The sequence below is a fragment of the Achromobacter sp. ACM01 genome (assembly GCF_014851745.1).
GTDB classification, from domain to species: Bacteria; Pseudomonadota; Gammaproteobacteria; order Burkholderiales; family Burkholderiaceae_B; genus Achromobacter; species Achromobacter aegrifaciens.
The window spans coordinates 13,358-36,336 of the sequence record NZ_JACVAF010000014.1 but is presented as its reverse complement, the minus strand read 5'-3'; the positions used below and the strand labels follow the sequence as shown (position 1 = coordinate 36,336).

Genomic DNA, 22,979 nt, shown 5'->3' with positions numbered 1-22,979 from the left:
GTGGCAGGGGCGGCGGCCGCAGGCGCGGGTTCGGCGGTTGGCGCGGCCGCGGGCTGCGCGGCGGCGCCGGCCTCTGCCAGCGCGCGGTCGATGGCCGAAGCGTCCTCGCCCTGCGCCAGCAGCACGCCGATCACGGTGTTCACCGGCACGGAGGCGGCGCCGGCCTGGACCACGATACGGCCCAGCACGCCGGCCTGCTCGGCATTGATCTCGACAATGGCCTTCTCGGTTTCGATTTCGGCCAGTGCGTCGCCCACGGCGACGGTGTCGCCTTCTTTCTTGAGCCACTGGTGCAGCGTGCCGCCCGAGGTGTCGGCCGCAACGGAGGGGAGCTTGATAAGGTGTGCCACGATGTTCGTCCTATTCAGCGGCGCCGGCCAGGTCTGGCCGGTAGGTGGCGGGATCGTCGTATTCGACCAGTTCCAGCACATTGCCTTCCGGGTCGCGGAAGAACGCCAGCCAGGTGCCGGGGCGCACTTCCATCGGCGCGGGCTTGCTGTCGAAAACCACGCCCCGGGCTTCCAGTTCGCGCACCACGCCGGACAGGTCGCGCACGATGAAGGTCAGGTAGGTTGCGCCCTGGCGGTCCAGGATGGCCGAGCCGCGCGCGGCGGCCTCGGGCGCGGCGGCGGGTTGCAGCAGCTTGATGCGTTCGCCGTAGCTGGTCTGCAGGCGCGCCACGTCGTAGCCATGGCGCGTGAGGCCGGTGGCCTGGGCCTTGTCTGCCGGCACGCTCACGCGGTTGACGAGCTTCAGGCCCAGGACCCCGGTATAGAAGGCCAGCAGCGCGTCCAGGTCGGCGCAGCAGATGCCGACTTCCATCGGCACGGTCATGTGCAGGGATGCGCTCATGCCTGTTCTCCCAGGTCGGCCAGCACGTCGGCCAGGCCGGCCATGACTTCCTCGGTGTCCGCGAAGGCGGCGCGCTCCAGCACCTTGGAGATGCTGGGCGAGGCTTCGCCGCCGGTCACGCGCTTGACTGGCTGGTCCAGCCAGTCGAAGTAGCGGCGCTGGATCTCGTCGGCCAACATGGCGCCGTAGGAGGTGCCGCGCGCGCCTTGCTCCACGATCAGCACGTTGTTGGTCTTCATGATGCTGGCGCCGATGGTGTCCCAGTCCAGGCTGGCGCGGTCCAGCGTGCGCAGGTCGATGACCTCGGCGTCCACGCCGGCGGCTTCCGCCGCCTTGAGCGCGCGGCTGACCATGGACAGATAGGTCAGGATGGTGACCTTGCCGCCCTCGCGGCGCACGCGAGCCTTGCCAAACGGGATCGCATAGTCCAGGTCGTCCGCGGGCACCTCGCCCGAGGAGGCGTACAGGTCCACGTGCTCGATCACCAGCACCGGGTCCTTGGAGGCCAGCGCGGTGTTCATCAGGCCGACGTACTCGTAAGGCGTGGACGGCGCGACCACGCGCCACCCGGGCGCGGTGGCGAAGATGCCGGCCGGATCCATCGAGTGCTGCGAGCCGTAGCCCGTGCCCATGGCGACCTTGGTGCGCAGCACGAAGGGCACGTCGATGTCGCCGCCGAACATGTGGCGGGCCTTGCCGATCTGGTTGAAGATCTGGTCGGCCGCGACCCACATGAAGTCGGGGTACATGAATTCCACGATAGGGCGGTAGCGGCCGTCCATGGCCAGGCCGCCGCCCAGGCCGGCGAAGGCGTTCTCGGAGATCGGGGTGCCCAGTACGCGGTCGGGATACTTGTCCTTCAGGCCGCGCGTGGCGCCGTTGGTGCCGCCCTTCAGGCGGTGCACGTCTTCGCCCAGCACCACCACGCCGGGGTCGGTTTCCATGCGGCGGTCCAGCACGTCGGCCACCGCGTCCACGAACTTGCGCTCGGCGGACTGGCCGGCGTGGTCGGCGGCTTCCTGGTAGCGCAGGCCGGCCAGTTCCGAGCCGTCGCTGCGCAGGCCCACGTCGCGGAAATCCGGGCTGGGCCAGAGGTCGGCGCGCACGCGGCGTTTGCCGCCGTCGGCGGCTTCGGTCAGGCGGCCGGAAACGTCCTTCATCACGTCCTTGCAGCGCTGACGCAGGGCGTCCACTTCGGCTTGCGTGATCAGCTTGCGGGCGATCATTTCCGTGGCGATCTTGTCCAGCGGATCGCGGCGGCGCCATTGCGCTTCCTCGTCCTTGCTGCGGTAGCCGAAGGCGCTGCCGGGGAACGGGCCGTTCTGGTGGAAGAAACGGTACACGTCCACTTCGACGATGGTGGGGCCGTTGCCCGCGCGCATGTGCGCCACGGCTTCGGACATGGCCAGGTGGACCGCCAGCGGGTCCATGCCGTCCACCTTCCACGACGGGATGTTGAAGGCCAGGCCGCGCGCCGACAGGCGCGGTTCGGCGGTGGACTCTTCGACCGTGGTGGACACCGCGTAGCGGTTGTTCTCGATGAAGAAGCACAGCGGTGTCTTCCAGGCCGCGGTCAGGTTCATGGTTTCCAGCACCGAGCCAATGTTGACCGCGCCGTCGCCGAAGTAGGTCACGGCGACGCGGTCGGTGCCGGCATGCTTGTGCGCCCAGCCCGCGCCGGCGGCCAGCGGCACGCCGCCGCCGACGATGGCGTTGGTGCCCAGCGCGCCGGCTTCGAGCCAGCGCAGGTGCATGCTGCCGCCACGGCCGCGGCAGTAACCCTGGGCCAGGCCCATGATCTCGGCCAGCGTCTTCTGCAGGACTTCATCGATGGCGGGCGTGAGCGGATCGAGCGGGTCCAGGCCCAGCGGGGCGACGTGCTGCAGCGCCTTGGCCAGGAACTGGTGGTGGCCGCGGTGCGAACCGTTGATCTGGTCGCCGGCGCCCAGCGCCAGCACGGAACCGACCGCGCCGCCTTCCTGGCCCACGGACGAGTGCGCGGGGCCGTGCACCAGGCCCTCGGCGGCCAGGTCGAGCACGGCTTCTTCAAAGGCGCGGATCCAGTGCAGCTGGGTCAGCATGGTGCCCAGCAGGGCCGGGTCCGCCTGTTGCCAGTCCTTGGCGTCTACCGTCAGTTGCCGCCAGGGCGCTTGGGACTCAAGCGGTTGGTGGGTGGCCATGAGTGAATCTCCAGAGATGTGTGTATGCGTTCTTGCGATTAGAGGTAGCTGTAGCGGCTCCAGCCGCCGTCGGCCACCAGGGTGTGTCCGTTGACATAGGCGGCCTGGCGCGAGGCCAGGAACACCGCCAGGTCCGCCATTTCGGCGGGTTGCGCCAGGCGGCGCAGCGGCGTGCGCTGCTTGAGGCGTTCGGGGTCGAGCCGGCCGCGCGCGGCCAGGTCGCGCACCAGGTCCGTTTCCACGTAGCCCGGCGCCAGCGCGTTCACGCGCACGCCCATGGGGCCCCATTCCACGGCCAGGGTCTCGGTCAGCAGCACCACCGCGCCCTTGGTGGCGCAATAGGCGGCGCGGTCGGGCGCCGCCACCACGCCGTACATGGAGGCCAGGTTGATGATGCTGCCGGCGCCAGCGGGCACCATGCGGCGGCCGGCGGCCTGGGCGCACAGGAACACGCCGGTCAGATTGATGTCCACGGCGCGGCGCCACTCGTCCACGGTGACTTCCAGCGTGGGCTTGTTGGCGGAGACGCCGGCGTTGTTGACCAGCACGTCGATGCGGCTCCAGGCCTTTTCGACCTGTGCGAAAGCCTGCTCGACCGCGTCGGCGTCCGTGACCGACGCTTGCACGGCCAGCGCCTCGCCGCCCAGGGCAGTCAGGCCGGCGACGGCTTCGTCCAGCGCCGTGGCGTCCATGTCCAGCAGCGCCACGCGCGCGCCCTGGCGCACGAAGGCCTGCGCCGTGGCCAGGCCGATGCCCTTGGCGCCGCCGGTGATGACGACGCTCTGGCCGCGCAGGTCGGGATGGATGACTTCCGGAGTTTGGTCCAAGATGTTTGCCTCTTAGCGATGTATATGCCGGCGCTCAGACCGCCAGCCATTCCTGGACCACGTCCTGGCGCTCATGCAGCTGCGCGGGCGGTCCTTCGAAAACGATGCGGCCATGGCCCATCACGCTGACGCGGGTGGAGACCTTCAGCGCGATGGTCAGCTTCTGCTCCACCAGCACCACGGACACGCCGCGCTTGTGGATGTCGCGGATCACGTCGGCGATCACTTCCACGATCTTCGGCGCCAGCCCTTCGGTGGGTTCGTCGATCAGCATGACCTTGGGGTTGCCCAACAGTGAACGGCACATGGTCAGCATCTGCTGTTCGCCGCCCGACAGGTTGCCGGCCTTGGTGCCGCGGCGTTCCTTCAGGCGGGGGAAGTAGTCGAACATTTGCTCGGTTGACCAGTAGGGCGCGTCGTCGCGCTTGGGCTGTTCGCCCATGCGCAGGTTTTCGTCCACGGTCAGGTTGGCGAACACCTCGCGCTCTTCCGGTACGAAGCCCAGGCCGGCGCGGGCGATCTCGAAGGGACGTTTGTTGGTGATGTCGCGGCCTTCGATGGCGATGCTGCCGCCGGTCACGTCCACCAGGCCCATGATGCTTTTCATGGTGGTGGAGCGGCCGGCGCCGTTGCGGCCCAGCAGGCTCACGACCTCGCCGCGGCCCACGGTCAGGTCGATGCCGTGCAGGATGTGGCTCTTGCCGTAGTGGGCATGCACGCCTTGCAGGCTCAGCAAGGGGGATTGCGTCGTCATACCGTTTCCTCTCCCAGGTAGGCTTCGCGCACGCGGGCGTCGCCGCGGATGTCGGCCGGCGTGCCGGTGGCGAGGATCTCGCCGTAGACCAGCACGCTGATGCGGTCGGCCAGCGAGAACACCACCTGCATGTCGTGCTCCACGATCAGCAGCGTGCAGTCGCGGGTCACGTCCTTGATCAGTTCGACCGTGTAGTCCACCTCGTGCTGGGACATGCCCGCCATGGGCTCGTCCAGCAGGATGACCTTGGGGCGCGAGGCCAGCGTCATGCCGATTTCCAGCGAACGCTGTTCCGAGTAGTTCAGGTCGCCGGCGGCGGTGTCCTGCTTGGCGGCCAGGCGCACTTTCTCCAGCAGGCGGTCGACGTCTTCGTTGACGGCGCGGTTGCGGGCGATGGGACGCCAGAAGTTGTAGACCAGGCCGTGCATGCGCAGCACCGCCAGTCGCAGGTTTTCGCGCACGGACAGACGCGGGAACACATTGGTGATCTGGAACGAGCGCGCCAGCCCCAGGCGGTTGATGCGCTCCGGCGGCAGGCCGCCGATGGAGCGCGCACGCAGGCTGATGTCGCCCGAGGTCGGCGCGAACGAGCCCGACATCAGGTGGAACAACGTGGACTTGCCGGCGCCGTTCGGGCCGATGACGGCATGGCGTTCGCCGGCCTCGACCTTCAGGTTCACGCCGCGGATGATCTGCGCGTCGCCAAAGGACTTGCGCACGTCGGTCAGGGTCAGGATTTCGTGGCTCATTGTGCAGCCTCCAGCGCGGGAGCGGCTTGTTCGTCGTCGCGCCACAGGGCCAGCGCCCAGCGGCAGGCAGCGAGGCCTGCCAGGAACAACACCAACGGAATCAGCCAGGTCGACAGCGCCAGCGGCGCCCAGTCGTGGCCGAACAGCGGAATGTCGGGCCAGCCGGCCTCGGGATTCATGGCCAGCAGCGACCGGTAGTCGCGGGCGAACATGCGTTGCAGCAGCTCCACCGTGAAGACCGTGGCGCAGGTCAGCAGCAGGCCGCCTGCCACCGAGACCGCGGCGCGCGGCAGCCAGTTGCCCAGGCCGCGCTCGCGCAGCGAACGGGCGGCGCCCTGCACCAGGCCGACCAGGCCGTCCGGCACGAACAGCATCACCAGCACGAATAGGATGCCCTGGTACAGCAGCCAGGAGCGCGTGATGTCGGCCAGCGTCTGCGACAGGAAGGTCAGGATGGACGCGCCCAGCACCGGACCGAGGAAGGCGTTGACGCCGCCGATGTAGGCGAACAGCACCGCGTCGGTGGACAGCTTGACGTCGAACAGCACGTAGTTGCCGGCTTCGATGTTCAGCGCCTGCAGGCCGCCGGCGATGCCGGCGAACATGGCGGACAGCGCGAACACCAGGGTCTTGAGCGTGTGCGGCCGATAGCCCAGGTAGCGCAGGCGGTTGGCGTTTTCGCGCAGGCCCAGCGTCAGCCGGCCCAGCGGCGTGCGGGTCAGGCCGTAAAGCGCGGCCAGCGACACCAGCACCCAGGCCAGCACCAGGAAATAGACCTCGATGTCGGAACCGAAGGTGAAGCCCCAGGCCGGCATGCGCATGGCGGACACGCCCGCCTCGCCGCCGAACACGCCCTTGAGGTGCGGCGCCAGCGCATGCAGCAGCTCGGCCAGCGCCAGCGTGATCATGGCGAAATAGACGCCGGCGCGCATGGTGGCGAACCAGCCCGCGACCAGGCCGAACAGCAGGCCGGCCACGCCGCCTGCCAGCGGCATCAGGGGCGTGGGCAAGAGGCCCGCGCCGCCCAGCGCGTTCATGGCATGGATGGTGGCGAAGGTGCCCACGCCGAAGTAGGCGGCGTGGCCGAAGGACAGCATGCCGCCCTGGCCGGCCAGCAGGTTGAAGGCGCAGGCGAACAGCGCGGCGATCAGCATCTGCACGGCCGCCACCAGCTGGCCCGGGGGCAGCAGCCAGGGCAGCGCGCAGAGCGCGGCCACGCACAGGACGAGGAGCAGGAGGACGGAAGTACGGCGGGTCTGGCTCATGCCTGTTCTCCCTTCAGGCCCGAAGGCTTGACCAGCAGCACCACCAGCATCAGCAGGAAGGGCAGGGTGGCCGCCAGGCTGGAAATCTTCACGGTCATCAGGCCACCCACGCTTTCGGCCCATTCCCCGGCGCCGAACAGGCCGAACAGGGTCGCCAGGCTGGCGTCGATGCCGACCGAGAACGAGCTGATCAGACCGATCAGCAGCGAGGCGATCATCGCGCCTTCGAGCGAGCCCAGGCCGCCCACCACGACCACCACGAACACCAGCACGCCCAGTTCCAGCGCCATGTTCGGATTGGTGGTGTAGAAAGCGCCCGCGACCGCGCCGGCCAGGCCGGCCATGGCCGCGCCCACGCCGAACACGCTCATGAACACCAGCGGCACGTTATGGCCCAGCGCTTCGGCCATGCGCGGGCGGTAGATGGCCGAGCGCACCACGATGCCGACGCGGGTGCGCGACAGCAGCACATAGATCACGGCGAACATCGCCAGCGACACGCCGCCCATCAGCAGGCGGTAGAAGGGGTAGTCCGCGTCGAACACGCGGAAGGCCGCGAAGTTGAGGAACTGCGGCACGCGGTAGTCGACCGGAAAGTCGCCGTAGAACAGCTTGATCAGCTCCGCCACGATGAAGGCCAGGCCGAAGGTCACCAGCAGTTCCTGCGCATGGCCGAACTTGTGGACGCGGCGCAGGAAGTAGCGCTCCACGCCCATGCCCAGCAGGCCGGCGATGATGGTGGCCAGGACCAGCGCGGTCCAGAAGCCGGTGACGGGCGTCAGGGTGTAGGCGGCATACGCGCCTATCATGTAGAACGAGGCGTGCGCGAAGTTGAGCACGCCCATCATTCCAAAAATCAGTGTCAGGCCTGCCGACACCATGAATAGCAGCAGGCCGTAAATCACGCCGTTCAACAGCGAGACGGTAAAGTATTCCATGTCCGCTCCAGGATTCTTGCGCTAAGACGACGGACGTCTTGCGAGCGATGCGCACCAGGGTTTTTCCGGCCCGCGCCGGGGGTGCGCTTATTGATCTGCGACGAATGGATGGGCAAGCGCGTCCGTGGCGCCATGCGCAAGCTGGCGACGGACGCGCTTGCAACCCATCAGTTCGGCCGCTGCATCTTGCAAGTGGCTTGCGGCGGCGCCGATACATCGGCCGCGGCCAGCACCTTGACCGGCTCGAAGCCCATGTCGGTGCCGTCGGCCTTGTACTTGGCGTTCTTGCCGACCTTGGACACCACCATCGGCAACTGCACCTGGTGGTCTTCCGCGCGCATCGTGTAGGTGCCCAGCGACGAGGTGTAGGTGACCTTCTCCAGCGCGCCGGCCAGTTGCGGCACGGACAGCTTGCCGTCCTGCGGCTTCACCTGCTTGAGCGCTTCGCCCAGGAAGCGGATGCCGATCACGGTCTGCGGCTCGGTATAGCTGGGGTAGTGGCCCGTCTTGGCCTTGTAGTCCTCGGCGAACTTGGCGCCTTCCTCGCCCGCGGCCTCGATGTTGTACGGATGGGCGATGTAGTGGCCCAGCGCGACTTCGCCGGCGTTGGCCAGGTTGCCCACCTGGTCCAGGAACACGGTGGCGAAACGGACCTTCAGGCCGGCGGCCTGCGTGGCCTTCATCAAGAGCAGCAGGTCGTTGGACCAGTTGCCCGTGATCACGGTGTCGGGCGTGGCCGAGCGAATGCGCGCCACGTAGGGGGCGAAGTCCTGGATCTTGTTGACTTCGTGCAGCGTCTTGCCGACCACTTCATAGCCATACTGCTTGGCAAAGCGCTCGGTGGCGCCTTCCATGTCCTGGCCCCAGGAGTAGTTCTGGTTGATGGCGTACACGCGCTTGCCCAGCGTGCCGTCGGCCGACATGACCGAGGCCAGCGCCTTCACGCGCAGGTCGGCGTTGGTGGTGAAGCGGAAGTGGTAGAAGTGGCACTTCTGGCCGGTCAGTTCCAGCGCCTCGCCGCCCACGTTCAGGAACACGACTTCCTTGCCCGGGTTGCGCAGGTTGTGCTTGCGCACGTCTTCGGTCAGCTGGCCCGAAATGGCCGACGAGGACCCTTGCACCAGGATCTGCACGCCTTCGGCCGCGGCTGCGCGGAAGCGGTCGGACGCGCCCACCGGGCCGCCCTGGTTGTCGAACTCGACCAGTTCCAGCGGCTGGCCGTTCCAGCCGCCGGCGGCGTTGATGCGGTCCAGCTCATACTTGACCGCGGCGCGGAACATCAGGCCGGTCGAGGCCTGCGGGCCGGACAGCGTCTCGATCAGGCCGATCTTGACGGGCGCGGCCTGGGCCGATGCGGCGATGCCGGCCAGGCACAGCAGGCCAGTGGTGAAAGCCAATTTCATGCGTGTCTCCTCCGTGGGACGGGAGTGTGGTGAATCTGTTGATCAGGCAAGCGCGCGGGCGGGCTTGCGCGGCTCTTCTATGCCGAGGAAGCGGGCAATTTCGGCAATCTGCCCTTCCAGCATGTACAGGCCCGGATGCGTGCGGCAGCCGCGCGCGGCGGCGGCGCGCAGCAGGGGTGTGTCGACGCGGCTCATGACGGCGTCGGCTACGACGGTGCCGGCGGCAAGCGCGTCCAGCTGGAAGGGCAGGGGATCGGTGTCGTTCAGGCCCAGCGAGGTCGCGTTGATGGCGATGTCGCAAGCCTGGGGCGCGGCGCTGGCCACGCTGATGGCCAAGCCGGGATATTGGCGGCTCAGATGAGCGGCGAAGGAGAGCGCCTTGTCGGCGCTGCGGTTGTACAGGCGCAGGCTGGCGGGGCCGGCGTCGGCCACGGCACAGGCGATGGCCTTGCCCGCGCCGCCCAGGCCGGCCAGGTAGACGTGGCGGCCGGCCGGATCGTGGCCCTGGCTGCGCAAGCCGGCGACGAAACCCAGTCCGTCGAAGTTGCCGCCGGTGAGCACGCCGTCGCGCAGGCGCACCGCGTTGACCGCGCCGCTTAGCTGGGCCGAGGGCGTCAGCGCGTCGCACAGGGCGGCGGCATTTTCCTTGTGGGGCACCGTCACCACGATGCCGCCCAGATTGACCAGCCCGCGGATGCCGGCGAACAGGCCGGGCAGGGCGTCGGGGGCCACATGGAACGGGACCATGACCGCGTCCACGCCGCGCTCGCGCAACAGGGCGTTGAGCCGCTGGGGCGTCTTGACGTGCGCGATCGGGTCCGCCGCGATCGCGAAAACGGTAGTGCTGCCGGTGATTTCCACCTGTTTGTCCCCTGCCTGGGTAGCGGCTTGCCGCCGTGTCGTTCCCGACTCTCTTGCCTGAAAGCGCCAGTTGCTTTACGCTTTCGGAATAAGTTGTCAGGCAACTTTATTAAGTTGTCCGATAAATCATAGGGCAAGCGTTTTTCCCGTGTCAAGCGGCGGTTTCGGGAGTCCAATCGGAATTCCAGGGTCCGCCGGAAAGGCGCTCAGCCCGCGTACGAGCGTGCTACAGGAGACAGAATGATTTCGTTCGAAGGAAAGGTTGCCGCCATCACCGGCGCGGGCAATGGCATCGGCCTGGCGACGGCGCGGCTGATGGCGGCGCATGGCGCGCGGCTGGTGCTGACCGACATCGATAACGCGCGCCTGGAAGAGGTGGCGGCCGAGCTGGACCCCAGCGGACAGCGCGTCTACACGCGAGCGCTGGACGTGTCGGCGTCGGCCGACTGCGAACGCGTGTTCGAGGCGGCGGCCAAGCATTTCGGCGGGCTGGACCACCTGGTGCATTGCGCCGGCATCTATCCGGAGCAACTGGTCAAGGACACCAGCGACGAGGCCTGGCGCACGCTGATGCGCGTGAACCTGGACGGCACCTTCTATGTATGCCGCGCCGCCCAGCGCCATTTGCGCCACGACGGCTCCATCGTGTTGCTGACCTCGCTGGCGGCCCAGCGCGGCAGCTATGCGCACGCGGCCTATTCGGCTTCCAAGGGCGCGGTGCAGAGCTTCACGCGCAGCCTGGCGCTGGAGCTGGCGCCGCAGATCCGCGTGAACGCGGTCGCGCCGGGCATCATCGCCACTTCCATGACGCAGGACCTGATCGGACAGAAGGGCGCGCAGCTGCTGGAAAGCACGCCGCTGCGCCGCTACGGCACGGCGGAGGAAATCGCCGGCTCCATCGCGTTCCTGTGCTCGCCGCTGGCCGGTTTCGTCACCGGCGAGGTCATGCAGGTCAACGGCGGCATCTATATCGCGTAAAGTCCCAGGATGGCGCGCCTGCCCATGCCGCGTCCGGTCCGCCAGGCATTCCCATAAACAAGAGGCGGCGCGTCTGCGCGCCGCCCGCAAGTTTCCACCATTCGACCATGCAGCCCAACCAAGAACAGGATCCGCCGCGCGCCGCGCCCAAGAGTTCGCTTTCGGCGGCGCTGGGCGACGCGTTGGCGGAGCAGATCCGCCAGGGGACGCTCGCACCCGGCGATCGCCTGCCCACGGAAAAGCAGCTGACGGAAACCTATTCCGTCAGCCGCGCCGTCGTGCGCGAAGCGCTGGCGCGCCTGAAGTCCGAAGGCCTGATCACGTCGCAGCAAGGCAGCGGAGTGTTCGTCGATCCGAACTTCCAGAAGAACGCGTTCCGCATCGCCGCGCCCACGCCGGGCGACAACCAGGAACTGGAACATATCCTGGAGCTGATGCTGTCCATCGAAGTCACCGCCGCGCGCTACGCTGCGCAGCGCCGCACCGACGCGGATCTGAAGAAGATGCGCCAGGCGCTGGTGGGCATGGAATACGCGCTGCTCAACGACAAGCTGGGCGACGAAGAGGACTACCAGTTCCACCATGCCATCGTGCAGGCGACCCATAATCCGCACCTGGTAGCCCTGAACGATTACCTGGAAGCCAATGTGCGCCGGGTCATCCGCAGCGCGCGCAACAATACGGCGCGCATGTACACCGAACGCATGGCCGCGGTGCAGAGCGAGCATCAGGCGATCTTCGCGGCCATCGACGCAGGCGATCCGGACGCCGCCGGACGCGCCGCCGACCAGCACCTGCGCAACGCCGCGGACCGCTTGCGGCTGTTCCAGGCGGAGCGGCCGGCGCCGGTCTAGGGCGCCGGGGACTGCCTGCCGCGCGGGTGAGTCCTAGGCGAAGGTCTGTTCCATTTCGCGGCGGAACTGCACGGCCGTAGACCTTTCGTCGTACTCCACGTCGGCCCAGCGGATCGCCTGCGATTGGCGCACCGGGTTCTTCAACTTGACCTGGTGCGACAGGCCCAGCGGCAGATAGCCCTCGTCCACCGAATCGCGCGCCGGCATCAGCCGGCCGTACACCGTGTAGCCGCCTTCGCCGTCCAGGATCTGGCCGGCCGGCAGGTCGCGCTTGGCGGTGGCGACGACGTCGCCATGCCAGCCCGCGGGCGCGCCGGTGGGTTCGCGGCGCAAGCCCACGCTGGCCACGCTGATGCCCAGCTCCAGGCCGATCAGGTGATAGGGCTTGTACATGGCGGTGTAGTTGCCGCTGGGGTCCGTGACCAGGCCGTATTCCTTGAAGCAGCGGCGCACGTAGTCGCTGTCGGCGGCCAGGGTCACGTACACGCCCCAGCGCAGGTCGCGGAACACCGGGCGGCCGTCGCGCTCCAGCGAGGAAATCACCTCGACCTGGCCGCGATGGTGCAGGATGCCGCCGCTTTCGCGCGGCCGCAGCACGCGCGCCAGATCGTCCACGCCGCAGGGCGGGAAGTGCAGGCCGGATGGCGAGGGCAGCAAGCCCGTGGCGTTGGACACCGCGGCCATTTCGATCGCGCTCTTGGTGCCATCCAGGAAACTGTTGAACATCTGTGCGTTGAAGTCGCCCGCCGCTACCATCTCGGCGGTGAAGCCGTAATAGGGCCAGACGGTGTCCGGCGTGGAGGTATGGAATTCCGGCAGATACTTGGTGCCCTTGCCCGCGGCCATGACCTCGAAGCCGCTGGCGCGGGCCCAGTCCACCATTTCGCAGATCAGGGCCGGCTGGTCGCCGTAGGCCAGCGAATAGACGATGCCGGCCTCTCGCGCGCGCCGCGCCAGCAGGGGGCCGGCCAGCGCGTCGGCCTCGACGTTGACCATGATGATGTGCTTGCCGTATTCGCAGCAGGCCAGCACGTGGCTGATGCCGGCGGCGGCCTGGCCGGTGGCGTCGATGACGATATCGACATCGGGACTGGCGATCACGGCGTGGGGATCGTCGCTGAAGTAGACCTTGCCGTTCTTCAGCGCATCATTGGTGCTGCTGGCGTTGAGCGCGCTGGCGGGCCAGCCCACCCGGGTGAGCGCCGCGCGGGCCCGGTCGGGCGCCAGATCGGCCACGGCGACCAGCCTCATTCCCGGCGTGCGCGGGGCTTGGCTCATGAACATCGCGCCGAACTTTCCGGCGCCCAGCAAGGCAACACGCAAGGGCTTGTGATCGGCTTCTCGCTGCTTCAGCAGGCGGTACAGATTCATGGCGCGGGCTCCTCCGGGGTGGGGGGTACTGCAACACAGAATAGTCCCAAATCGCGGCTACTGAACAGGACTCACTCGTCTGCCGTATACAGCTCTCCGGCCAGCACGTTGCGCCAGTTCTGCCAGCTGATGCGGGGGCGGTCCGACACCTCGCGGTTGTAGGGGGCGTCGAACAGGATGTGCTTCCAGCGCGGCTTGATCGCGCCTTCGATCAGGGGCTTGTCGTCGATCAGCAGGTGGCCGTGCACCAGGGTCTTGTCCTTGGTCAGGATCAGCCGGTTGGTCGCTTCGCGGCCCAGGTGTTTTTCCACCCACAGGTACTTCTCCGCCACGCAGTTCTCGAACTGCGACAGGGGCGAGGAGCAGATGCGCACGTCCAGGCCCAGCGCCAGCAGTTCCTTTATGGCGTCCAGCGCGCCGGGCACCGGCGGCAGGTCGCGGATGAAGCCGGGCGCCGTGTAGATGGCCTCGGCCATGCCGCGCAGCTCGGGGGCGTAATCCTGGCGGATGTAGAAAGACTTGCGGTCCTCGAACGCCACCGGCGGGATGTCCGGATGGCGCGCGCGCCAGGCGTCGATGAAGGCGTGTTCGAAATCGGCGAGCACGCCGTCTTGGTCCAGCAGGATGATCATGGCGGTCCCGGGTGATGGCAACCGGCTGATTGTGCCAGAGCGGAACGTCAGGAGTCTTGCGGCCGGGACTGCGCCACGATGCGGTAGCGGCTGCCGCCCGATTGCGATTCGGAGGCGACCAGCACCATGCGGTCGTAGCGCCAGGGCAGGGGGGCGGGCGCTTCGGCTGGCGGACTGGAGTGCTCGATGTTGCGCAGCAGGGTGACGTGCGGGCGGAAGGGCTGCGGCGGCGCGGCCAGGCCAAAACCCGACAGCCATAGCCACAGATCATCGTGGGCGGCCTGCAGGCCTTCGGGCGTGTCGCCGGGACCGGCCCACAGGATGCGCTGGCGACCGAAGACGCCGTAGCGGTCCAGCCTGATGTCCTCGGGGGCGAGGCGGCGTTCAGGTGTCGCCGCGGCCAGCTCATCGGCAAGCGCCGCGTCCACCGGCCCAAGGAAGGCCAGGGTCAGGTGCAGGGTTTCCGTGCGCATGGCGCGCCCGCCGCAGCTGGGCCGAGCCTGCTCTGCCCAGGTCGCGAGCTGGGCGGCCAGCGAGGGGGCGGGCCACAAGGCGTAGAACAGGCGGACGGTGGACATGCGCTGATTGTAGGGGCGCATGCGGCGCAATGCGCATGCGCGGCCCTTCAGTCGCTTGTGGTTTCGGTGCGGCGCCGGCGGGTCAGGGCGGTGTCGAAACGTTCCACGCCTGGGCGGGCTGGACGGTCGAAGCGTTCCACGCCGGGACGGGTGAAGCGCTCGACGCGCTGCGGGGTTTCGGTCTTGGCCTGCACGCTCTGGGCGGCCGCCTGTTCGCGCTTGGCGATGATTTCCTCGGCGCGCTGATGATGCGGCGCCATCTTGCGGACCATCACCCGGCCGTCGCGCGGGAAGTAGTTGATGCGGCGCGCGTGCACGTCGCCCAGGTCTTGCGCCTTGACGGGGATGCCTTCGGTTCTGAGATAGTTCAGCACGAACTGGCCGTTGCGTTCGCCGATGTTCATCTGCTGCATGGCGGACAGCACGGCGCCGCCGCCGAATACCTTGGCTTCAAGCCGGTCGCGCGCCGCGCCGGCCTTCAGCAGTTCGTTGATCAGCACTTCCATGGCGAAGGCGCCATAGCGCATGGTGGCCGAGGCGGGCGACTGCATGTCGCCCTCAGGCAACATGAAATGGTTCATGCCGCCCACGCCCGTGATCGGGTCGTGGATACAGGCGGCGACGCAAGACCCCAGGACGGTCGAGATCATCAGGTCTTCGTTGGTGACGTAGTACTCGTTGGGCAGTACTTTCACCGCCTGACACTGGAACGCGCTGTCGAAATAGTGGCGCGTCGCACGGGCTTCAAGACGGGCGGCCATGGGACTCGATTAAGGGCAAGTACAACGATTGGGACACGAAGGTGGCAGCTCGAGAACAGAAATGTATCAAAGTATGTAAGAAAATGTCGCTTTATTCTTGCATACTCAAGCTTCCAGCGGGTGAATTGCTATGTAACGGGCGCAGTAATGTGTCCTGTTTTTGCAGCCCGGCCCAAAGCCGAAGACGCCCGCAGGCAGGCATGCAAGCATCCTACACAGGCGGGCGGAAGTCGTTCCCCGGATCACGGGGAAGAAGGGGCTTTATACGGAGCTTTAGGCGCTGCGCGTCAGAAGCGCGTGCTGCGGGTGACCGACCAGCGGGCCGACAGGGCGCCCAGGGCGGCCGAAGCCACCACCGCGCCGATCAGCACGGACGGGCCCGGAAGGTGCAGGGCGAATTCGGCCCCGTAGCTGCGGGCCAGCCCCACCAGGGCGTCGTTCAGTGGCGACAGCGCGACCGCCGCCACGCCGATGGCCAGAAGCGAGGCCACCGCGCCCGATAGCGCGCCCAGGTAGAGGAAGGGGCGGCGCACGAAGGATTCGGTGGCGCCCACCAGCCGCGCCACGCCGATTTCCTCGCGTTGCGACAGCGCCTGCATGCGCACGGTATTGAAGACCGTCGCCAGCACCACCACCGCCACGCAGGCGGCCAGGAAGGCCAGGCCGATGCGGGCAAAGCGCAGGATCGCCTCCAGGCGCTGCACCCAGGCGCTGTCCAGCTGCACCAGGTCTACGTGGTTCCATTGTTTCCAGGAGGCGGCCAGCTTGTCTGCCCGGCCGGCGAGGTTGTCGCCATCGGCCAGCGTCACCACCACTGCGTCCGGCAGGGGGTTGCCCGGCAGCACGGCCAGCGCCTGCTGCCAGGCCGGGTTGGCGCGCAGATCCGCCAAGGCGTCCTCGCGGCCCACCACGCGCACGGCGCGGACGTCGTCCTTGAATTCGTCCTGGATCCGTTTGGCCACGTCCGCGGCGGCGCCCGAGGGGGCGTCCACGCGCATGAAGACGGTGACTTCGGGGGTGACCGACATCTGGCGCGCCACCGGCTGGACCGAGACGAGGATGGCACTGCCCAACAGTGGCAGGGCCAGCGCCAGGGCCATGACCAGCAGGTTGGCCAGGGAGGAGAACGGTTGCTTGACCAGCCGGCGCAGGGTGACCAGCAGTGCGTAGCGGTGTTGCCGCAGCCAGGCGTTCATGCGGACTCTCCCGGGTAGGCGCGGCCGGACGCGGCGCCCGGCTGCTGCCCGATACCGGATTGTCCCGCGCCGGCCTCAGGCTGCGGCGTTGCGGAACCCTGGGAGTCGGCGAACTTGCCCGGGTCGATGCGCAAGGTGCGGGTGGCGTAGCGCGCCATGAGGTCCTGGTCGTGCGAGGCGATCAGCGTGGTCACGCCGACGCGGTTGAAGTCGCGGAACACATTCATGATGCGCTGCGCGTTGTCGTGGTCGAGGTTGGCGGTGGGTTCGTCGGCGATCAGGATGGCGGGCCGGTTCACGATGGCCCGCGCGATCGCCAGGCGCTGCTGTTCGCCGCCGGACAGTTCGATCGGATTCAGGTCTTCCTTGCCGGACAGCCCCACCTTGTCCAGGGCGGCGCGGGCGCGCGCCGCGGCCGAGTCCCAGGCGTGGCCCGTGACCGCCAGCGGCAGCATGACATTTTCGAACGCGCTGCGATCGAACAGCAGGTGCGTGTCCTGCAGGATCACGCCCACGGCGCGGCGCAGGTACGGCCGGGCGCGGGCGGGCAGCTTGTCCAGCCGCTGGCCGTTGACCTGGATCGACCCCCGGCTGGCGGGCTCCAGTCCGCCGATCAGCTTGAGCAAGGTGGACTTGCCCGCGCCGGACGGCCCGGATACGAAAACGAACTCTCCCGCGCTCACGCGGAAGTTGATGTCGGCCAGGATATTGCGGCCGCGACCATATGATTTGAATACGTGCTGGAATTCGATCATGGCGGCTGTCAGATGAAGCCGCAATAGTAACTCGGGGACACTAAGGTGGCCTAAACCGCCTGGACGATGCGCGGACAAATATTTGCGCGCAAGGCGTCCGGGCGCGTTTGTCCTGGCGCAAACAGTGCCCCCATTTTCGACAGGAAACAGCGTTTCATTTCACCCAGTGTCCCTATATTTCAAGGGAATTCCCGGATGCGCCGCGAGCGGCGCGGACGCTACCATCCGCCCCATACGTCGGCCCAACCCGGCCTGCGTTGCGACTTCGCTTTATCCCACACGGAGAACACGATGAAAGTACTGAAACTCGCTGCGATCGGCGCCGCTTTGTTCGCTGCATCCGCGGCTGCCAATGCGGGCGCAACCTTCGATAACGTCAAGAAAAAAGGGTTTGTCCAGTGCGGGGTTTCGACGGGCATCCCGGGGTTCTCCATCGCTGACAGCAAGGGCGAATACAAGGGCATCGACGTGGACCTGTGCCGCGCCATCGCCTCGACCATGTTCGGCGACGCCACCAAGGTCAAGTTCACCCCGCTGAACACGCAGCAACGCTTCACCGCGCTGCAGTCCGGCGAAGTCGACGTCCTCACCCGCAACACCACCGTCACGCTGACGCGCGACACCACGCTGGGCCTGATCGGCGTGGGCGTGAACTACTACGACAGCCAGGGCGTCATGGTCTCCAAGGACCTGAACGTCAAGAGCGCCAAGGAACTCAACGGCGCCACCATCTGCGTGCAGCCCGGCACCACCACCGAACTGAACCTGGCTGACTGGTTCCGCGGCCAGAAGATCGAATTCAAGCCGGTCGTGATCGACAAGTACGACGAAATCATCCGCGCCTTCTCGGCCGGCCGCTGCGACGCCTTCACCACCGACAAGTCGCAACTGGCTTCCACCCGCACCACGCTCGAGAACCCGGACAAGTACGTGATCCTGCCGGAAGACTTCTCCAAGGAGCCGCTGGGCCCCATGGTCCGCCAGGGCGACGAGCAATGGTTCAACATCGTGCGCTGGTCGCTCAACGCCATGCTCGAAGCCGAGGAATACGGCATCACCAAGGCCAACGTCGCGGAAATGGCCAAGAGCCCCAATCCCAACATCCAGCGCATCCTGGGCGTGACCCCGGGCATGGGCAAGAACCTGGGCGTGGATGACAAGTGGGCCTACAACATCATCAAGAACGTGGGCAACTACGGCGAAAGCTTCGAAAGCACGCTGGGCAAGAGCAGCGCGATGAAGCTGGAGCGCGGCTTGAACGCTTCCTACAAGAATGGTGGCTTGATGTACGGCTGGCCGGTGCGCTAACACACGGCTGCCTGGAAAAACGGAGCCCGGCGCTCCGTTTTTCCTCTCCCGCCCTCGGGCGGGTGGCAGGAGTGGGTGGCGCGGCCCTACCGGCTTCGCCGCCCGGTGTCCGACTTCTGTAGATTTACTCATGAATACTCCCAATAAAAGCGCGCCTGCATCGGCACCTCCCCGGCGTCTGAACTGGAACGATCCCGGGGTGCGCTCCGTGGTCTATCAAGTCCTGGCGCTGGCCGCGGTGGCCTGGGCCGTGTGGTTCCTGGTTTCAAACACCCTGCACAACCTGTCCGTGCGCAACATCGCCACGGGCTTCGGCTTCCTGGACCGCGAGGCCGGCTTCGCGATCGGCGAAACGCCCATCGCCTATACCCCTGCGGACACCTACGGCCGCGCCATCCTGGTGGGCCTGCTCAACACGCTGCGCGTAGCCGTCATCGGCATCGTGCTGGCGACCATCCTCGGTACGCTCATCGGCATCGGCCGCCTGTCCAAGAACTGGCTGGTCGCCAAGATCACCTCGGTCTATGTCGAGATAATGCGCAACGTGCCGCTGCTGCTGCAGCTGTTCTTCTGGTACGCGCTGATCACGGAAAACATGCCCGGTCCGCGCCAGGCGCACAATCCGCTGCCCGGCGTCTTCATATCCAACCGTGGCTTGAAGGTGCCGGGGCTGGAAGGCAATTCGCTGGACTGGATGCTGGCCGGACTGGGCCTGGCCATCGTGGCGATCATCCTGCTGGGCCACTGGGGCAAGAAGCGCCAGGAGGCCACCGGCCGCGTGTTCCCGCTGGGCCGCGCCGCCATCGGCCTGCTCATCGGCTTTCCCATCATCGGCTGGCTGGTCAGCGGCGCTTCGCTGACCCTGGACATGCCGGAGCTCAAGGGCTTCAACTTCTCGGGCGGCCTGACCTTGTCGCCGGAATTCGCCGCCCTGATGGCGGGCCTGGTGATCTACACCTCGGCCTTCATTGCCGAGGTCGTGCGTTCAGGCATCCAGGCGGTCAATAACGGGCAGTGGGAAGCTGCCGGCTCGCTGGGCCTGCGCCGCAAGCAGGTGCTGCGCCTGGTGGTGCTGCCGCAGGCGCTGCGCGTGATCATCCCGCCGATGACCAGCCAGTACCTGAACCTGACCAAGAACAGTTCGCTCGCGGTGGCCATCGGCTACCCCGACATCGTGTCGGTGGTGAACACCACGCTGAACCAGACCGGCCAGGCCATCGAGGGCATCCTCATCATCATGGCCGCGTACCTCACGGTCAGCCTGTCGATCTCGATATTCATGAACTGGTACAACAAGCGCATCGCGCTGGTGGAGCGTTGATATGAGCAGCACTTCGCATATCCCCGCCGAAGGCCTGCCGCCGCCCAGCACCCAGGTGGGCGCCTGGGCCTGGATCAAGTCGCGCCTGTTCTCCTCGCCGCTGAATATCCTCATCACGGTGCTGCTGGCGTGGTTCCTGCTGATGGCAGTGCCGGCGCTGGTGGAATGGGCCTTCATCAAGGCGAACTTCTCTGCGGCCAACGCGCAGGAGTGCCGCGCTTCCGGGGGCGCCTGCTGGGCGTTCATCATCGAGAAGCACCGGCTGATCCTGTTCGGCACCTATCCCTACGACGAGCAATGGCGTCCGCTGATCGCAACCATCATCCTGGTGGCCGTGATCGTCTGCAGCGGCATCCGGCGCTTCTGGAACTGGAAGCTCGCCGTCATCTGGACCGTGGGCCTGACGGCCGTGGCGCTCCTGATGTGGGGCGGCGTGTTCGGCCTGACCTACGTGGAAAACGCGCGCTGGGGCGGCCTGCCGCTGACGCTGATCCTGTCCACGTTCGGCATCGCCTTCGCCTTCCCCATCGGCGTGCTGCTGGCCCTGGGCCGGCGCTCCAAGATGCCTGCCATCAAGGCGCTGTGCGTCGTGTACATCGAGCTGATCCGCGGCGTGCCGCTGATCAGCCTGCTGTTCATGTCCTCGGTGATGCTGCCGCTGTTCCTGCCCGAAGGCTTCTCCATCGACAAGCTGCTGCGCGCGCAGATCGCGATCATCATGTTCGCGGCGGCGTACATCGCCGAAACGGTGCGCGGCGGCTTGCAGGCGATTCCCAAGGGCCAGTACGAGGGCGCGGATTCGCTGGGCCTGAACTACTGGCAGCAGATGCGCAAGATCATCCTGCCGCAGGCGCTGAAGATCGTGATCCCGCCGCTGGTCAGCATTTTCATCGCGCTGTTCAAGGACACCTCGCTGGTGGTGATCATCGGCATCTTCGACCTGACGCTGGCGGCCAAGGCGGCCTTGTCCGACGCGGCATGGCGCGGATTCGGGGTGGAGGCGTACCTGTTCATTTCGCTCATCTACTTCGTCTTCTGCTTCTCCATGTCCAAGTACAGCCAGGCGCTGGAAAAACGCCTGGCCACGGGACACGCACGCTAGAACTTTGCAGCGCGTCCGCCCCGGGCGGACGCGCACCGCGATACTTACGGGAGTACAGGCATGTCTGATGCCATCATCAAATTGCAGGACGTGAACAAGTGGTACGGCCAGTTCCACGTGCTGCGCAACATCAACCTGGACGTCGCGCCGGGTGAGCGCATCGTGGTGTGCGGGCCGTCTGGCTCGGGCAAGTCCACCATGATCCGCTGCATCAACCGCCTGGAAGAGCACCAGAAGGGCCACATCATCGTGGACGGCACGGAGCTCACCAACGATCTCAAGCACATCGAGACCATCCGCAAGGACGTCGGCATGGTGTTCCAGCACTTCAACCTGTTCCCGCACCTGACCGTGCTGGAAAACCTGACGCTGGGGCCCATGTGGGTGCTGAAGAAGCCGCGCGCGGAAGCCGAGGCCACGGCCATGAAGTACCTGGAGCGCGTGCGCATTCCGGACCAGGCCAAGAAATTCCCTGGCCAGCTCTCGGGCGGCCAGCAGCAGCGTGTGGCGATCGCGCGTTCGCTGTGCATGAGCCCCAAGATCATGCTGTTCGATGAGCCGACCTCGGCGCTGGACCCGGAAATGGTCAAGGAGGTGCTGGACGTGATGGTCAACCTGGCGCAGGAAAGCGGCATGACCATGATCTGCGTGACCCACGAAATGGGCTTCGCGCGCAAGGTCGCCAACCGCGTGATCTTCATGGACCGCGGCGAGATCATCGAGCAGAACAGCCCGGACGAGTTCTTCGACAATCCGCAGAACGACCGGACCAAGCTCTTCTTGAGCCAGATCCTGCACTGATGCTTCAAAACCGCCTTCGGGCGGTTTTTTCTTGGGGCGGCGGGTTGCCGTGACGGGGCAGCGGCGTGAACAGCCGGGGGTTCTGCTGGTATCTCTTTGTTACGCCTTATTCCTCGCTGCGGTATGCTACTGACCGCTATTGATCCGAAGCGAGGAGAACAACATCATGACGCAGACCCCCCGCAGCGCTGTGCGCCGCGCCCTGTTGCAAGGCGCCGTGGCGCTGGCCGCCACCCTGCCTTTCGGCGCCCCGGCGCTGGCCCAGGCCACCGATTTCCCGACCAAGCCGCTGCGCTTCGTCGTGCCTTACCCGCCTGGCGGCCCGCTGGACACCATGGCCCGCATGCTGGCCGAGAAGGTGCGCGGCTCGCTGGGCCAACCGGTCATCGTGGAGAACCGTTCGGGCGCGGGCGGCAACATCGGCGCCGACCTGGTGGCCAAGGCGCCGGCCGACGGCTACACGCTGGTGATGGGCGCGGTCGCGACCCACGCCATCAATCCCTGGCTGTTCGCCAATCTGCCGTATGACCCGGTGAAGGACTTCGCGCCGGTGACCATCGTGGCCTCGGTGCCCAACGTGCTGGTGATGAACGTCGAGTTCGCGCAGAAGAACAAGATCGAGAAGCTGGCCGATCTGATCGACTACGCCAAGAAGAATCCGGGCAAGCTGAACTACGGTTCGGGCGGCAACGGCAGCGCGGGCCATCTGTCGGGCGAGCTGCTGAAGGCGCGCGCGGGGATCAATGTCGAGCACATTCCTTACCAGGGCGCGGCGCCTGCGCAGTTGGCGCTGCTGTCGGGACAGTCGGATTTCATGTTCGACAACCTGGCGGCTTCGGCGCCGCTGATCAAGGACGGCAAGGTCAAGGCATTGGCCGTGACGACTGCCAAGCGTTCTTCGCTGCTGGCGGATGTGCCGACGGTGGAAGAGTCGGGGATCAAGGGCTTTGACCTGGGGACCTGGTTCGGGGTGTTCACGACGGGCGGCACGCCGGCGCCGGTGGTGGCTAAGCTGAACAAGGCTTATGCCGATGCTATGCAGCAGGCGGATGTGAAGCAGCGCTTGTTGACGATGGGGTCTGAGGCTGCGCCGATGACGCCTGAGGCGTTTGCTGAGTTCGTCAAGAGCGAGAAGGCGAAGTATCAGGAGATTGTGAAGATCTCGGGTGCTAGTTTGAATTGATTGGTTTGTCTTGATGGGCGTTTTTTGAGTTCTTGAGACGCCCGTCGCGTCGGCGGCCCGCGGTGTGCGGGGCTGCGATTGCGGTCCGGAGCCTTCGCTCCGGACTTCCCCTGCGTCATCCTCGTCCGCCTTCGGCTCCCTACGGATTCCCTTGGGCTTATCGACGCCCCGCACACCGCGGGCCGCCGACGCGACGGGCTCTGGCGGTTGAAACCTGACGTCAGCTGGGGCGATTGGCGTTCTTCTGGTTCTTGCCGACATCTGTGTTTGGTGGCGTGTCTTGCGGGGCCCGCCCCAGGCCGGCCGCGCG

At 66.8% G+C, this 22,979-nt stretch carries 23 protein-coding genes; 7 read left to right on the top strand and 16 right to left on the bottom strand.

Annotated elements, in window-relative coordinates:
* From IB268_RS30695 to IB268_RS30650, 10 genes are all read right to left on the bottom strand, one after another.
* Positions 1-350: biotin/lipoyl-containing protein (locus IB268_RS30695; RefSeq protein ID WP_192355298.1), on the bottom strand; the 350-nt coding region annotated here is incomplete at its 3' end.
* A 10-nt stretch (positions 351-360) separates the two neighbouring features.
* Complete coding sequence (locus IB268_RS30690; RefSeq protein ID WP_054458926.1) at positions 361-852, bottom strand: VOC family protein; 492 nt, start codon at positions 850-852, stop codon at positions 361-363.
* Positions 849-3,032 (bottom strand): thiamine pyrophosphate-dependent enzyme, encoded by a 2,184-nt coding sequence (locus tag IB268_RS30685; protein WP_054458928.1) that lies wholly within the window; start codon positions 3,030-3,032, stop codon positions 849-851. Before IB268_RS30685 ends, IB268_RS30690 begins: the two co-directional genes overlap by 4 nt.
* Before the next feature lie 38 nt (positions 3,033-3,070).
* Positions 3,071-3,859, bottom strand: a complete 789-nt coding sequence (locus IB268_RS30680; RefSeq protein WP_054458930.1) for an SDR family NAD(P)-dependent oxidoreductase — start codon at positions 3,857-3,859, stop codon at positions 3,071-3,073.
* 34 nt (positions 3,860-3,893) lie between these two features.
* The gene (locus tag IB268_RS30675) at positions 3,894-4,613 is read right to left on the bottom strand and encodes an ABC transporter ATP-binding protein (protein ID WP_054458931.1); all 720 of its coding nucleotides are present in this window, start codon (positions 4,611-4,613) and stop codon (positions 3,894-3,896) included.
* Positions 4,610-5,362 carry an ABC transporter ATP-binding protein gene (locus IB268_RS30670; protein ID WP_054458933.1) on the bottom strand — a complete coding sequence of 251 codons (753 nt, stop codon included), beginning with the start codon at positions 5,360-5,362 and terminating at the stop codon, positions 4,610-4,612. Before IB268_RS30670 ends, IB268_RS30675 begins: the two co-directional genes overlap by 4 nt.
* Positions 5,359-6,627: a branched-chain amino acid ABC transporter permease gene (locus IB268_RS30665; RefSeq protein WP_119450283.1), complete on the bottom strand. Its 1,269-nt coding sequence runs from the start codon at positions 6,625-6,627 to the stop codon at positions 5,359-5,361. The genes IB268_RS30670 and IB268_RS30665 overlap by 4 nt, the downstream gene beginning before the upstream one ends.
* The gene (locus IB268_RS30660; protein WP_125473516.1) at positions 6,624-7,565 is read right to left on the bottom strand and encodes a branched-chain amino acid ABC transporter permease; all 942 of its coding nucleotides are present in this window, start codon (positions 7,563-7,565) and stop codon (positions 6,624-6,626) included. The genes IB268_RS30665 and IB268_RS30660 overlap by 4 nt, the downstream gene beginning before the upstream one ends.
* A 167-nt stretch (positions 7,566-7,732) precedes the next feature.
* Complete coding sequence (locus IB268_RS30655) at positions 7,733-8,968, bottom strand: branched-chain amino acid ABC transporter substrate-binding protein (RefSeq protein WP_054458939.1); 1,236 nt, start codon at positions 8,966-8,968, stop codon at positions 7,733-7,735.
* Positions 8,969-9,010: 42 nt separating this feature from the next.
* Entirely contained in the window at positions 9,011-9,829 is an 819-nt protein-coding gene (locus IB268_RS30650; protein WP_175163495.1) for a shikimate dehydrogenase, read from the bottom strand.
* A gap of 240 nt (positions 9,830-10,069) precedes the next feature.
* Here IB268_RS30650 and IB268_RS30645 point away from each other — a divergent pair, with 240 nt between their 5' ends.
* Entirely contained in the window at positions 10,070-10,807 is a 738-nt protein-coding gene (locus IB268_RS30645; protein WP_013396517.1) for an SDR family NAD(P)-dependent oxidoreductase, read from the top strand.
* 107 nt (positions 10,808-10,914) lie between these two features.
* Positions 10,915-11,661, top strand: coding sequence for a FadR/GntR family transcriptional regulator (locus tag IB268_RS30640; protein WP_054458942.1), 747 nt, complete (start codon positions 10,915-10,917; stop codon positions 11,659-11,661).
* Positions 11,662-11,694: 33 nt separating this feature from the next.
* On the opposite strand, the gene IB268_RS30635 is transcribed toward IB268_RS30640, so the two are convergent.
* The 6 genes from IB268_RS30635 to IB268_RS30610 all read right to left on the bottom strand — a co-directional run bounded on the left by IB268_RS30635 (position 11,695) and on the right by IB268_RS30610 (position 16,954).
* The gene (locus IB268_RS30635) at positions 11,695-13,032 is read right to left on the bottom strand and encodes an NAD(P)H-dependent oxidoreductase (protein ID WP_054458944.1); all 1,338 of its coding nucleotides are present in this window, start codon (positions 13,030-13,032) and stop codon (positions 11,695-11,697) included.
* A 71-nt stretch (positions 13,033-13,103) separates the two neighbouring features.
* Positions 13,104-13,664, bottom strand: a complete 561-nt coding sequence (locus IB268_RS30630) for a 5'-3'-deoxyribonucleotidase (RefSeq protein WP_192355297.1) — start codon at positions 13,662-13,664, stop codon at positions 13,104-13,106.
* Between the two features lie 47 nt (positions 13,665-13,711).
* On the bottom strand, positions 13,712-14,263 hold the full coding sequence (gene thpR, locus IB268_RS30625; protein ID WP_225591539.1) for an RNA 2',3'-cyclic phosphodiesterase: 552 nt from the start codon (positions 14,261-14,263) through the stop codon (positions 13,712-13,714).
* Between the two features lie 26 nt (positions 14,264-14,289).
* A complete protein-coding gene (gene cheD, locus IB268_RS30620) occupies positions 14,290-15,003 on the bottom strand; it encodes a chemoreceptor glutamine deamidase CheD (protein ID WP_192355296.1) in 714 nt (237 codons plus the stop codon).
* Between the two features lie 287 nt (positions 15,004-15,290).
* Positions 15,291-16,199, bottom strand: a complete 909-nt coding sequence (locus IB268_RS30615; protein ID WP_175163493.1) for an ABC transporter permease — start codon at positions 16,197-16,199, stop codon at positions 15,291-15,293.
* Positions 16,196-16,954 carry a cell division ATP-binding protein FtsE gene (locus IB268_RS30610; protein WP_054458951.1) on the bottom strand — a complete coding sequence of 253 codons (759 nt, stop codon included), beginning with the start codon at positions 16,952-16,954 and terminating at the stop codon, positions 16,196-16,198. The genes IB268_RS30615 and IB268_RS30610 overlap by 4 nt, the downstream gene beginning before the upstream one ends.
* Before the next feature lie 291 nt (positions 16,955-17,245).
* Here IB268_RS30610 and IB268_RS30605 point away from each other — a divergent pair, with 291 nt between their 5' ends.
* From IB268_RS30605 to IB268_RS30585, 5 genes are all read left to right on the top strand, one after another.
* Entirely contained in the window at positions 17,246-18,262 is a 1,017-nt protein-coding gene (locus IB268_RS30605) for an amino acid ABC transporter substrate-binding protein (RefSeq protein WP_054458953.1), read from the top strand.
* A gap of 130 nt (positions 18,263-18,392) precedes the next feature.
* Positions 18,393-19,583: an amino acid ABC transporter permease gene (locus IB268_RS30600; protein ID WP_054458955.1), complete on the top strand. Its 1,191-nt coding sequence runs from the start codon at positions 18,393-18,395 to the stop codon at positions 19,581-19,583.
* Position 19,584: 1 nt separating this feature from the next.
* Positions 19,585-20,685, top strand: coding sequence for an amino acid ABC transporter permease (locus IB268_RS30595; protein WP_054458957.1), 1,101 nt, complete (start codon positions 19,585-19,587; stop codon positions 20,683-20,685).
* A gap of 60 nt (positions 20,686-20,745) precedes the next feature.
* Positions 20,746-21,486 (top strand): amino acid ABC transporter ATP-binding protein, encoded by a 741-nt coding sequence (locus IB268_RS30590; RefSeq protein WP_042795434.1) that lies wholly within the window; start codon positions 20,746-20,748, stop codon positions 21,484-21,486.
* 166 nt (positions 21,487-21,652) lie between these two features.
* Entirely contained in the window at positions 21,653-22,669 is a 1,017-nt protein-coding gene (locus IB268_RS30585; protein WP_175181762.1) for a tripartite tricarboxylate transporter substrate binding protein, read from the top strand.
* Positions 22,670-22,979: the final 310 nt, after the last annotated feature.